We start from the raw sequence: 12,450 nt of genomic DNA, 5'->3' as shown, positions 1-12,450 counted from the left end.
TAAGTACCCACTATAAAAGAGCCAGATTTATTCGACAACTCTATCGATCGTAAGAATCATAGGTAAAGTTGTACCACGTACCTGAACAGGAGAGATCAAACCATATAGATCGCCAGGCTGTTCTTTTGGTTCACCCGTTTTTGAGACTCTAGCAGATACTTCAACAGTTGATACCGTAGACAAACCTGACTGAGGATTCATCGCTTTAGAATCATCAAGAACGACATCTATCGGTAGGTCAGAAACTTGAAGTTTAACAGCTGCTAACGGGATACGACCGCCTACTTCGCGAGCAAATACAAAGACAGTGGCATCAACAGCAACCCGTTGTTTCAGCTGATCATCGATATTCACTTTCAAGCTGATTGATGCTGGCATTAATTCAGGAATCTCTGGCACATCAACACCTTCAGCGATCAAGGCGTCACGGGCATTACGCACACCTGAACGAAGAGATTCTGCAGTCTTACCGTCCGAATTACGAAGCGCTTTCAACCAATAATCTAGCGCACCTTGATAATCTTTATGCTCATAGCGATCAATACCTAACAAACCTAACACAGTAACTTCTAGAGGCTTAATCGCTAGCGTCTTATCAATAACCGTTTTGATCTCTGGGCTCATTTTACTTTCATTAGCAAAAAATAAAGCCTGAGCGTACTGGCCTAGGACATCCGCATACTGAGGGGAATCTTCAGGCAACAAAGACACAACCCTCTCAAAACCAGCAGCTCCCTTTTTAAAATGCCCTTGGTTCATATAGGTCGTTGATAGTAAGTACCAACCCTCAGGATTTTCTGGATTCAACTTAAGCTCTTTTTCAAGCTGAGCCACTGCCTCTTCCAGCGTCGGCTGTTTACCGTTAAATGGATCTTTTGGCTGCTGCATTGATAGCTCAAGATCAGCAGAACGTCCGTAAACGGAGTACAAACCAATTGCTGCAACAGGAATCATTAACGCCAACAGTGTTACAGTCACTAGTGCTTGCGAAGTTAACGCTATTTTATTCTTAGATTTCTTCTGTTCAGTCACATCCGAAAGCAAGTTACGTTCAAGCTCAGTTCGCAGCGTCGCAAAATCCGTTTCATCTAGGTTGCCTGCAGCTTTCTCTTCTTCTAATTCAGATAAGCGCTCCTGAAAGATCTCGATATTTTGTTGTTCACGATCTTCAGCTACCTCATTTTGAATTAGGCGCCTAGCACGTACAAAGGGTAAAAATACAAAAGCAATAGCCAGTACCGTTAACAGCGCTATGCCTACCCATAGTTCAATCATTTATCTTTACCCTTATCTAAAATATCTTTCAGGCGCTGGGCTTCATCACCGCTAAGAGATGAATCTAAATCTTGCCCTTTTTCGTCTACTTTCTTCTTGCGCTTTCGAGAAAGAAAAACCATCACCATAATACCGATAACAGCCAACACAAATGGCCCATACCACAATACATAGGTCGCTTTATTAACTGGCGGGCGATATAAAACAAAATCACCGTACCTTGCAACCATGAAATCGACAATTTCGTCGTTATTGTTGCCTTCTTGTAACATCTTGTAGACTTCATTACGTAAATCAGAAGCGATTGGCGAATTAGAATCCTGCAAGTTTTGGTTTTGACATTTTGGACAACGTAGCTCGAACGTTAATTGACGAAAGCGTTCGCGCGTTTCTTCATCCTTAAATTCGTAAGTATCAATGGCTGCCCATAGCGACATAGGCAGAGAAAACAGCAATAACGCTAGGACTTTTCTCATTGTGCAGCAACCTTCTCAGAACTGTTGATCTGATCAATAATCCCTTTCAGCTTGGCCCATACTTGCTGATCAACAACACCCACATGTTTATAGCGGATCACACCTTGTGCATCGATCACATAAGTTTCAGGTGCACCATAAACACCCAAATCTAGACCTAAGCTTCCTTTGTCGTCATAAACATTTGTTGCGTACGGATCTAAGTATTTATTTAACCAAATCTTTGCTTTCTGGCGCTCATCTTTATAGTTAATACCGATAACTTTATAGCCTTCGGCCTTAATACTATTCAGCTGTGCGTGCTCTTCTTTACAGGATGGACACCAAGTCGCCCATACATTAACTAAAGCAGCTTCACCTTTAAGATCTTCAGCGTTAAGCATTTTGCCTTCGTCATACAAAGACGGTAGCTCAAACTGAGGGAAAGGCTTATTCAATAGAGCTGAGGGCAATTCCGTAGGATCCAGTTGCAAACCACGCCAAAGAAAAATGCCAATTCCTAAGAAAATTGCCAATGGAATAAACAAAACAAAGCGACGCATGATTATTTATCCTTAATACTTAAGCGTTTGCTACAGCACGCTTATTTTGTTTTCTATAACGCTTATCCATCGCAGCCAACAAACCACCCACGGTCATTAGTAAGCCGCCCAACCATAACCAACGGACAAACGGTTTATGTTGAACACGCACAGCCCATGCACCACCTTCCAACGGCTCACCCAAGGCTACATATAAATCTCGGGTTAGACCTGGGTCAATTGCGGCTTCGGTCATAACTGTGCCACTGGCGTTGTACATACGTTTTTCTGGGAACAATTCGCCATAAGCTTCACCATCCTTCAGTACACGCAAACGCGCTTTATCTGAAACATAGTTAGGGCCTACAACATCCCGAGTACCATCAAAAATAAACTCGTACTGTTTAAAGCTCAACTTATCGCCCGGCACCATTCTCAGATCACGCTCTTCGTTGTAGATAGAAACGAGCGTCATACCAACAATTGTTACCGCAACACCGATATGGGCTAATACCATCGCGTAATAACTACGAGACAACATCGTTAATGCCTTAAAAGGTGCCTTACGGTGAGAAACTTTGTTCCAAATATCTTTAATCGATACGAACGTAATCCAGAATACAAGCGCCATTCCAAGGAATACGTACCAATCAAAGCCATCGCCATACAGCAGAGGGAACACAGCAGCACAGACGATGCTCAATACAAATGGAATGACCAATTGAGCAGTAAGATATGAGCTCTTAGTACTTCTCCAACGAGAAAGAATACCGAAGCCCATAAAGCCAACCATTACAGCCATTAGAGGGATAAAGAGTGCGTTAAAGTACGGAGGACCTACTGAAATCTTACCCATACCTAAGGCATCAATAAGCAGCGGATACAATGTTCCTAATAGAACCATCATCGCTACTACGACTAGCAGAACATTGTTACCTAGCAAGAATGTTTCGCGCGAAACCAATTCAAAACTTGATTCACTTTTTACATGCGCAGCTTTCAATGCGTAGATCAACAAAGATCCACCAATCGTGATCGCCAATAGCGCAAGCAGGAAGTAGCCACGCTCGGGGTCTGTCGCAAAAGCATGTACTGATGTAAGTACACCAGAACGAACCAAAAAGGCACCAAGTAAGCTCAGCGAGAAAGTAAAGATCGCTAACAATACCGTCCAGCTTTTAAATACACCACGCTTTTCAGTGACAGCTAAACTGTGAACCAGCGCAGTACCTACCAACCAAGGCATAAATGAAGCGTTTTCTACTGGATCCCAGAACCACCAGCCGCCCCAGCCTAATTCGTAATATGCCCACCAGCTTCCTAATGCGATGCCTAAGGTTAGGAATGCCCAAGCAACAATTGTCCAAGGACGAGACCAACGCGCCCAAGCCGCATCTAAACGGCCGCTTAGCAAAGCTGCGATAGCAAAGGCAAACGCAACAGAGAAACCAACATAACCCATGTAAAGCATTGGCGGATGTAGAATCAGACCAATATCTTGCAGCAGTGGGTTAAGGTCACCACCTTCTTGCGGGAAGCGAGGCAGATGACGCTCAAATGGACTCGATGTCATCAGCGTAAACAGGATAAAACCAACACTGATAATACCCATAACACCTAATACGCGGGCCACAATATCTTGCGGTAAGTTGTCGCTTTTAATCGCTACAGCCCAAGTCCAGCCACCTAAAATCACAACCCAAAGCAGTAACGAACCTTCATGTCCGCCCCAGATTGCACTGATTTTGTAGTAGATAGGTAGCGCTGTATTTGAGTTTGTTGCGACATAGGCAACCGAGAAATCATCTACAACAAAGGCGTAGCCAAGACATACTAGGCTGACCATCAAGAAGGCAAACATGCCGGTTGCTAATGGACGAGCAAAGCCCATCCACAAAGCATTCTTACTATAAGTACCTGCTAACGGAACAACCGCTAATAACGCAGCCAAACATAAAGATAAAATTAGTGCGTACTGACCTAACTCAGGGATCATTTGTTATATACCTCACCCTCAGGTTTAGGCATATGACCACTCTTTTCTAGTGCTTCAGCAACTTCTGGTGGCATATAGTTTTCGTCATGCTTAGCTAACACTTCAGTCGCCTCAAGTTCATTCGAACTATTCAATTTACCTTGGGAAACAATACCCTGACCTTCTCGGAATAGGTCAGGCAAGATACCTTCATAATGAACCGTCATTACGCTTTCATAATCTGTAAGTTGGAAGGATACTTTCAGACTTTGCGGATCACGCTTTACACTACCCTCTACAACCATACCACCCGCTCTAATTCGCGTATCCTTAGGTGCTTCGCCCTTAGCAATCTCAGTTGGAGAGTAGAAAAGGTTAATATTTTGGCTAAGAGCGAACATAGTTAAGCCAACAGCCGCTCCGACACCAAAGACAATAAATAAAACGATAATTAAACGTTGTTTGCGTTTAGGGTTCATGAAGATTTTTTCTCCCTGCGCAGGCGACGTACAAGATCAGAGATAACCTTCTTCTTTTGCAGTGCCGGGTTCACAATATTAATAACAATAACGAATAAAGCGATGGCATAACTTAGCCAGACATATAAACCATGTCCGCCCATCGCGATAAAATCTGAAAAACTATCAAAACTCACTGGGTTAGCCTCTCTGTTTTTCTATCAATTCCCGCACCCAACTGGAGCGACGTTCTCGATATAAAATTTCATTTCGAGTACGCATCATCAAAGAGACCGCGAAGAAACAATAAAACCCTATAACCATGACGAGGAGTGGCACCCACATTTCCGCGGGCATTGCCGGTTTCTCAGTCAAAGTAAATGTTGCTGGCTGATGTAGAGTGTTCCACCAGTCAACTGAATATTTGATGATTGGGATATTTACCAAACCAACCAAAGATAAAACTGCAGAAGCTTGAGCCGCCGTCGCTTCGCTCTCGATTGCAGAGTTCAAAGCAATAACGCCCAAATAAAGGAATAGGAGAATTAGCATAGACGTTAAGCGCGCATCCCAAACCCACCAGGAGCCCCAAGTAGGCTTACCCCAGATAGCGCCAGTCGCTAAAGCCAAGATTGCAATGGATGCACCAATAGGTGCACAAGACTTCGCGACCATATCGGCCACTTTCATTTTCCAGATAAGTCCTATTGCTCCTGCGATTGCCATCATCATATAGCAGGATTGAGCTAATATAGCGGAAGGAACATGGATATAGATAATTCTAAAGCTGTTACCTTGCTGGTAATCCTCTGGTGCAAAACCTAGCGCCCAAACAACACCTGCAATAAGTGCAATAGTCGCTGCAATTGCAAATCCGGGCAGCAGCTTACCCATAATTTCATAAGACCAACGTGGCGATGCCAATTGATAAAACCAACGAGGCATCCACTTCTTTTTTTCGCTCATAACAACCTAAACTTATCCGCTCACGGAAATTCTTAATGCTGCACCAATTGCAAGAGGCGCCATCACAACACCCAAAGCCAAAATAGCGCCTAACAACGCAAAATACCCAGCAAGAGGCAATCCTGTCACTGCCGCCTGAACTGCGCTCGTACCAAAAATAAGCACAGGGATATACAGTGGCAGCACAAGTAGAGATATCAGCACACCACCCTTTCGTAATCCCACCGTCAATGCCGCACCAATGGCACCGATCAAACTTAATGTTGGTGTCCCAAGCAACAGACTCAACATCAAACCACTCATTCCTTCTGCTGGTAAAAACAGCATAACCCCGAGTAAGGGCGCTAATAGCGTTAATGGCAGACCGCTCATCATCCAGTGAGCAATCACTTTAGCCAGCACAACCACAAACAGTGGCTGCGGACTTAACAGCGTCTGCTCTAATGTTCCATCTTCGAAATCTGATCGAAATAGGCTATCCATAGACAATAAGGTAGCGAGCAATGCTGCTACCCAAACAACACCGGGAGCCACCTCAGCCAAGAACGTCGGTTCAGGGCTCACACCCAGTGGAAATAATGTCGCGACCATTAAAAAGAAAATGAGCGGATTAAACAAATCGCTTTTTTTGCGATAAGCCAACATTAAATCCCGCTTTAATACGGCATAGAATAAACTTGATACAGACGTATCGCCCTGACCTAACTCATCTTTTGTCACTGTCTGGTCCATTAAGTTCCCGCCAATTCATCAAGATTTAATCGACGAACCTGCTCGCCCACACCCAGCTCATGGTGAGTGGTCAAAATCACACAGCCACCTTGCTTCGCATGATCAAGAATAAGCTGCTCTTTTTCAGCGACACCTTTTTTATCAATGGCAGTGAACGGCTCATCGAGAATCCACAACTTAGCGCTACTTAAATACAAACGCGCAAGGCTCACTCGACGATTCTGACCTGCAGAAAGCGTATGGCAGGGAGAATCTTCAAAACCAGTTAATCCCACTTTATCTAACGCCATAGGGATCTCAGCGACATTTATCCCCGGATGCATAGCTGCATACCATTGGAGGTTTTCTTCAGGCGTGAGCACAGCCTTCACCCCAGGGTGATGACCAAAATATAGGAGCTCTCGACGGAATTCTTCGCGAACCTCTGAGACAGGTTCCCCTTCCCAGTAAATATCACCTTCATAATGATTAGATAAGCCACTGAGGATACGCAGCAGCGTCGTTTTACCGCTACCGTTTTGTCCTTCGATCTGGATAACTTCGCCTTGTGATACAGAAAAATTTAGATCTTCGAACAGAATACGTTCGTCACGCTCACAAAACAGGTTTTCAACTTGTATTAACGCTGTATCCAAATCAATCCCCAAACCCAATCGAGTCTTCCGACCTATTTCTTAAACTTTTAATCGCTTAAGAAATGTAATTTACGGCAATAAACTATACTTTTTACAATATCTGCCGATTATTAACCGAGGGATTATATACGAATATCTGATTGCACGGCACTGTTGTATTGCTTTCTAAAAGTTGGATTCTTATCCTCATTTAGCAGCATATATTTCTCATAGAATAACGCCCGCACGCTCCTTACTCATTTCCTAGGACTAGAGGTTACTAAACTTGCTACCACAACTACCTGCTATTCCACTGCAAACAACCAGCAGTAGTAGCGATTCTGCTCAGAATGTAAATCGACTGTTCCCAGTCGGGCAGAACGTCAGTGCGACCGTTGTAGCGGTAAGTAGGGATCAGATCCAACCGGAAGTATTTAAGCTCAAACTGGAAGTTAACAATCGTTTGATCCAGATGGGTGTCTTTCAAGCCCTACCTATAGGGCAGAAAATTAATGTAAATCGTCAAAGTGATGGCCAAATTCAAATCACGCCGCAACCTGCACAGACGGGTAATACAGCCAATACCCAGACCAGTAATACGCAAAACCAACCGCAACAAACACAGCAAAGCGCTAACAATACGGCCACTAGACCTGATCAAGGAATACAACTAAAACTGGCCCAATCAGGCGATCTTCTAAAACTTCCTGCCGATACTCGTGTTGCAGCTGCAGTCATCAGCAGTCGCCCTGTCTACCCGCCTTCGACACCGAGCGGCCAGCCAGTACAAGCTAACGTAGTGAGTACTACAACAACGCCGCAACAAATATCAGTAACACCCCAACAAACAACAACTACTTCGCAACAAGCCATAACCCCTGCTGGTCAGCAAAATAGTCCCAGTTTGACAGTTCAACTAGCACCCGCAGCAGGCGGATCAACCCCAACACAACCGGTAATTACATCTACACCCACCAGCGCTCAGAACAACACTGCCCAAGCAACAAATACTGCGGGGGCTCAGCCGAACCTTACAACGCCAATCAACAACAGCACGCCGCAAAATCAAACTGCTCCCACTGCTCAAGGGGCTAGTACAGTAGCAACCTCACAAACCACTGGACCTTCGATACAACCACAACAGCAAAACATTGCAGATAAAACTAACCCAGCTGCACAACAGGTCCAGCAAAACCCTGCACCTGTTAGGACAGTTCCACCAATACATCACCTTGTAAGCTTAGCGCTACCAGACGGTTCAAAAGTTGAAGTTCAATCGCCTCGACCTATTCCGCAAGGCACTCAACTGCAATTGGTCTCGAACGGTAATCAAAACGTTCAGGTTCTGCGTATTCAGGAACCACCTCTGACGTTAAATTCTGCGTTAGACAAACCAGCTATACAGGAAATACTGCGAAATACTTTGCCTTTGCAGCAACCTACAGCTACGGCTTTTAATCAGTTGGCACAAGCCACTTCGACTGAGGCGAGCCAAACCTCTCAGATAGGCAGTGTAGTTCGTAGTATGCTGAACCTGTTTGGCGTCCGCCCGGGGAGTAGCGAAGCGCCCTCTCAGATACGTCAAAACGTTGAATTAGGTGGGTTAAGTACTGAGCGCCAATTAAGCCAAGGACGAAGTGCAAACCCTTTAGACATGAAAGCCCAGTTGCAGCAACTGCAACAGCTCAGCGACAAACTTCCTGCTGAACAGCGAGAACGTTTTGATCAAATCATTAAAGGCCTACAATCTAGAGTTACCAGCCAACAGATAAACTCTCTTCATCAGTGGCGCGAGCTGCCAGATGGCGGATTTGAGCGCGTATTACAACTAGACCTGCCGATTAAACAAGGTGAAAGCTGGGAGAATTTAGAACTTAGACTTAGCCGCGAAGGCGGGACTAACGCTGCAGGCGAGATGGTTTCAGTTTGGCGGGTTCGACTGCACTTTGATCTTGAGGAGCAAGGCGGCGTCGATGCTGAAATCAGGTTAACAGATGGGCATGAAATCAGTACGCTATTCTGGTGTGAACAAAAAGATACCGCAGAAAAATTGAGAGAACGCTCCGAAGAGTTTGCTGAAAAATTAAGAATGTGTGGTTTTAATAATTCAGAAATCACTTGGCACGAGGGCCAAGCCCCTCGTCAGGATCAGGTGGTTCATAAACAGCTAGTCGATCTGCATACATGAAATTTTCCAAACCTGATTTAAATGCTCCGCGACAAAAAGCGATCGCCCTAAAATACGATCAAGAGATGGGTAAGGCCCCGCTCATCGTAGCTAAAGGTATGGGCGAAATAGCTGAGCAGATAATCGCTCTAGCAGAAGAAAATAATATCCACATTCACGAAAGCCCTGAACTTGTGGAAGTGTTAATCAGACTTGAACTGGGTGACGAGATTCCTGAATCGCTCTACAGAGCAATTGCGGAAGTTATCGCCTTTGCTTACAGCCTAAAACATAACCCAGCTGAGATAATTAAGGCAGCAGAGCAGAAGAACTAACGATCTGAACCCAATGCCTCATGGGGCGCTTGTAACTCTTTATGTAACAGCGCCATCAATTCCGCTTCAGGTCGACCTAACCCGCAATTTTTGACCAGATCATCGACATCCGCTCCCATCTCCATCAAACGGGTCGCTTGATTGTAGGCCAAAGCAGATGGATCTCGATTTTCTAATTCTAGTTGTTTATCAGCGGTCAGATTCAGCTTCTGCTCCACCTCAATAAGACGACGCCCCATGCCGATAGAACCATTAGTCATTGCTTGAATTTCATTGCGCAGAACATTGATAAGCGCCTGATGCTGACGCTCATTTTTCTGTAAGCGCTTGAACAGCACATAGCTTGTACAAGCTGTACCCAACGCAATGATAAGTAGAACAATTTCAAACAATGACGGCATTATCTCTCCAAAGCCTATATCCGTTAGAAGGCCTTATCAAACTGATTCATCAATTCGGGAATATCTAGAATGGCACAACGCTCATCCATGTAAGTACCCCATAGCCACTTACGTGGATTATCACTGCCTGCCCAAGACACTTTATCCACAGGGATACGAACCGATTTTACCAATTCATCACAGGCAAGCGCCCAATGACGACCACGAAGAATAATTAATTCATCGTATTTAGCCATCTCCGGCTGATAACGCTCGGGAATCAACCACAAAGCCGTATCAATAACATTGGTATCTGCACTGCTTCCACCGAAGCGACCTAGACACCAATCATGCGCTGCATCCAACGTTAGAGAGACGGAACTTAAATGTACCGCTCCTTCAATGTAATCGAACGGAATCGCCAAATTTAAGCCATGCATTTTTATCAACACACAGTTGATCTCTCGGCTTGTAGCCCCTGAGCCTGCAGCAGCTAATTGCGCCTGATCTGGAGCTGGCTCCGGTGCTGGCTCTGGCTCTGGCTCTGGCTCTGGCTCTGGCTCTGGCTCTGGCTCTGGCTCTGGCTCTTCAGTATTTTGATCTGTCGATTCAACAAGCAAAGCATTTTCTTCGCTTTCGGTACCTAAGCCTTGAAGCTCTAAACTTTCTTCCGCTGCGATCTGCTCTTCAATTGCTGCAATTTCAGCTTCAGTATCAATTGCCCCGGCATCAGGATCTGACAGCAACGATTCTAGATAATCAAAAACAAGCTTTTGAACGCCATGAACTTCTACGTCATCCTGCTCAAGAGGCTTTTTATCCGACTGACTCATAGGGCCTCCTGCTTTTGACGTTCAAGTAAAGTACGCAATAAGCGCGCATAGGAATGAACCCCTCGACTACTGGAGTCCATAACCGAAGGCACAAGCCCTTGGATACTCGCATTTCTAAATTTGGTATCTACCGGAATAACCGCGTTAGAAATTTCATTAGGATAGTTATGATGAAGTTCTCTTAAACTACTCACTGATGCTTGAGTTCTGCGGTCATAGAACGTCGGAATAATCGTAAAACTCAATTTTTTGCTACGAGCACGGTTAATCATATTAATCGTTCTAACCATACGCTCTAGACCTTTCAGAGCTAAGAACTCTGTCTGCACAGGAACCAACAAGTGCTCACAGGCAGCAAGGGCGTTAACCATCAACACCCCTAAAACAGGCGGACTATCAATCAACACGTAATCATACTGATCACGAACGTGGGCTAAAGCTTTAGCAACCTGCAGTCCCATGCCTTCAGCACCTACTGCTTTACGCTCTAATGTCGCCATTGCTGTAGATGCTGGGATCAGTTCTATACGCTCATGACTACTTTTTAATAACAGGCGGGTTACGTCTTCTTTTTGAACTTGGCTACTGCCAGTGAATAGATCATAGACACTGTCTTCTAATTCATCTGGGTCATAACCAAAATAACTGGTCAAAGATCCATGTGGATCCAAATCAATCAACAAGACACGATAGCCTACCTCCGCCAATAAACCAGCGATTGTCACTACTGTTGTTGTTTTGCCGACGCCACCCTTCTGGTTGGCAACTGACCATACATGCATTTAATTTGCTTCCTGTTCTGGTGACTTCGGTTCAGCTCTTCTGAACAAAACATCACCATCTCCGGTTTCTACCTGCTCAATTACGGGTACTGTTTCTTCTTCTGGTGTTGATAACACCGTTGATACAGCATCAGCACTGACTTGCTGACTACCAAATGAAGACACAGTTCTACGGACCTTTTCGTCTCGTGACACGACAATCAACACTCGGCGATTTAATTTCTGACCTTCAGCAGTACGGTTACTGTAAGCAGGCTGAAACTCACCATAACCCACAGCAGCCATTCGCTCTGGCTCCACTCCAAATTGAGCTAACAATCTTACAACTGCAGCAGCCCTAGCTGCTGATAACTCCCAATTTGAGGGGTATGCATCGGTCGATATTCTTTGGTTATCGGTAAACCCTTCCACGTGAATGGGATTGGGTCGCCCCTTAAGCATAATTGCTATCTGCTCGAGCAATTGGTCCGCAAGAATATTAGGTAACGCACCACCTGAATCAAAAAGATAGTTAGATCGAAGTTCAATAGAAAGCCAAAGATCATTACCTGTAATTCTTAATTGACCTTCATCAATCAGCTTAGCAAAAGCTACAGCCATCTCCTGCTGCAGCGCTTTTAAAGCATCGGTTTCTTCCTGATCTGGCGGGGAAATTGTAACTTCCGGCACATCCACATCGGTTTTACCGCCTATAAAGATAGCAAATCCACTTTCACTCTTCCCTTCACCTGGAGCAGGATTGCTATCAATCGCTTGGTCTACACCAACAAATACACCTGCTAATGCTTCAGTTAAATGTTTATATTTTTCTTCATTGACCGACGATATCGCATACATCACGACAAAAAATGCAAACAGCAAAGTGATAAAGTCTGCATAGGAAATAACCCAACGGTCATTCCGGACGCTATCATCTACTATCTGTCGGCGAGGCAT

At 44.8% G+C, this 12,450-nt stretch carries 15 protein-coding genes; 2 read left to right on the top strand and 13 right to left on the bottom strand.

Features of this window, described 5'->3' with window-relative positions; translation table 11 throughout:
• Positions 1-27: 27 nt before the first annotated feature.
• The 9 genes from ccmI to ccmA are packed head-to-tail and all read right to left on the bottom strand — an operon-like array spanning position 28 to position 7,038.
• Positions 28-1,275 (bottom strand): c-type cytochrome biogenesis protein CcmI, encoded by a 1,248-nt coding sequence (gene ccmI, locus ACMXYV_RS02745; RefSeq protein WP_415890255.1) that lies wholly within the window; start codon positions 1,273-1,275, stop codon positions 28-30.
• On the bottom strand, positions 1,272-1,751 hold the full coding sequence (locus tag ACMXYV_RS02740; RefSeq protein WP_415890254.1) for a cytochrome c-type biogenesis protein CcmH: 480 nt from the start codon (positions 1,749-1,751) through the stop codon (positions 1,272-1,274). Before ACMXYV_RS02740 ends, ccmI begins: the two co-directional genes overlap by 4 nt.
• Entirely contained in the window at positions 1,748-2,293 is a 546-nt protein-coding gene (locus tag ACMXYV_RS02735; protein WP_415890253.1) for a DsbE family thiol:disulfide interchange protein, read from the bottom strand. Before ACMXYV_RS02735 ends, ACMXYV_RS02740 begins: the two co-directional genes overlap by 4 nt.
• A gap of 19 nt (positions 2,294-2,312) precedes the next feature.
• Positions 2,313-4,268, bottom strand: a complete 1,956-nt coding sequence (locus ACMXYV_RS02730; protein WP_415890252.1) for a heme lyase CcmF/NrfE family subunit — start codon at positions 4,266-4,268, stop codon at positions 2,313-2,315.
• Positions 4,265-4,726, bottom strand: coding sequence for a cytochrome c maturation protein CcmE (gene ccmE / locus ACMXYV_RS02725; RefSeq protein WP_415890251.1), 462 nt, complete (start codon positions 4,724-4,726; stop codon positions 4,265-4,267). Before ccmE ends, ACMXYV_RS02730 begins: the two co-directional genes overlap by 4 nt.
• Positions 4,723-4,902 (bottom strand): heme exporter protein CcmD, encoded by a 180-nt coding sequence (ccmD, locus tag ACMXYV_RS02720; RefSeq protein ID WP_415890250.1) that lies wholly within the window; start codon positions 4,900-4,902, stop codon positions 4,723-4,725. Before ccmD ends, ccmE begins: the two co-directional genes overlap by 4 nt.
• Positions 4,903-4,906: 4 nt before the next feature.
• On the bottom strand, positions 4,907-5,671 hold the full coding sequence (locus tag ACMXYV_RS02715) for a heme ABC transporter permease (RefSeq protein ID WP_415890249.1): 765 nt from the start codon (positions 5,669-5,671) through the stop codon (positions 4,907-4,909).
• Between the two features lie 12 nt (positions 5,672-5,683).
• Positions 5,684-6,403, bottom strand: a complete 720-nt coding sequence (gene ccmB, locus ACMXYV_RS02710; protein WP_415883445.1) for a heme exporter protein CcmB — start codon at positions 6,401-6,403, stop codon at positions 5,684-5,686.
• Positions 6,403-7,038, bottom strand: coding sequence for a cytochrome c biogenesis heme-transporting ATPase CcmA (gene ccmA, locus ACMXYV_RS02705; RefSeq protein ID WP_415890248.1), 636 nt, complete (start codon positions 7,036-7,038; stop codon positions 6,403-6,405). Before ccmA ends, ccmB begins: the two co-directional genes overlap by 1 nt.
• Before the next feature lie 265 nt (positions 7,039-7,303).
• Here ccmA and ACMXYV_RS02700 point away from each other — a divergent pair, with 265 nt between their 5' ends.
• Both ACMXYV_RS02700 and ACMXYV_RS02695 read left to right on the top strand, forming a co-directional pair.
• Positions 7,304-9,205, top strand: coding sequence for a flagellar hook-length control protein FliK (locus tag ACMXYV_RS02700; protein WP_415890247.1), 1,902 nt, complete (start codon positions 7,304-7,306; stop codon positions 9,203-9,205).
• The gene (locus tag ACMXYV_RS02695; protein ID WP_415890246.1) at positions 9,202-9,519 is read left to right on the top strand and encodes an EscU/YscU/HrcU family type III secretion system export apparatus switch protein; all 318 of its coding nucleotides are present in this window, start codon (positions 9,202-9,204) and stop codon (positions 9,517-9,519) included. Before ACMXYV_RS02700 ends, ACMXYV_RS02695 begins: the two co-directional genes overlap by 4 nt.
• Here the strand turns inward: ACMXYV_RS02695 and ACMXYV_RS02690 are convergent.
• Genes ACMXYV_RS02690 through motD form a run of 4 tightly spaced genes read right to left on the bottom strand, consistent with a single transcriptional unit; the run spans position 9,516 to position 12,450 of the window.
• Positions 9,516-9,920 (bottom strand): DUF2802 domain-containing protein, encoded by a 405-nt coding sequence (locus ACMXYV_RS02690; protein ID WP_415890245.1) that lies wholly within the window; start codon positions 9,918-9,920, stop codon positions 9,516-9,518. The genes ACMXYV_RS02695 and ACMXYV_RS02690 overlap by 4 nt on opposite strands.
• A gap of 23 nt (positions 9,921-9,943) precedes the next feature.
• The gene (locus tag ACMXYV_RS02685) at positions 9,944-10,732 is read right to left on the bottom strand and encodes a chemotaxis protein CheW (RefSeq protein WP_415890244.1); all 789 of its coding nucleotides are present in this window, start codon (positions 10,730-10,732) and stop codon (positions 9,944-9,946) included.
• A complete protein-coding gene (locus ACMXYV_RS02680) occupies positions 10,729-11,514 on the bottom strand; it encodes a ParA family protein (RefSeq protein ID WP_415890243.1) in 786 nt (261 codons plus the stop codon). The genes ACMXYV_RS02685 and ACMXYV_RS02680 overlap by 4 nt, the downstream gene beginning before the upstream one ends.
• Complete coding sequence (gene motD, locus ACMXYV_RS02675; protein WP_415890242.1) at positions 11,515-12,450, bottom strand: flagellar motor protein MotD; 936 nt, start codon at positions 12,448-12,450, stop codon at positions 11,515-11,517.

Origin of the sequence: Neptuniibacter sp. SY11_33, from assembly GCF_047778025.1 — a bacterium.
GTDB lineage: Bacteria > Pseudomonadota > Gammaproteobacteria > Pseudomonadales > Balneatricaceae > Neptuniibacter.
This window is presented reverse-complemented; position numbering and strand designations above follow the sequence as displayed.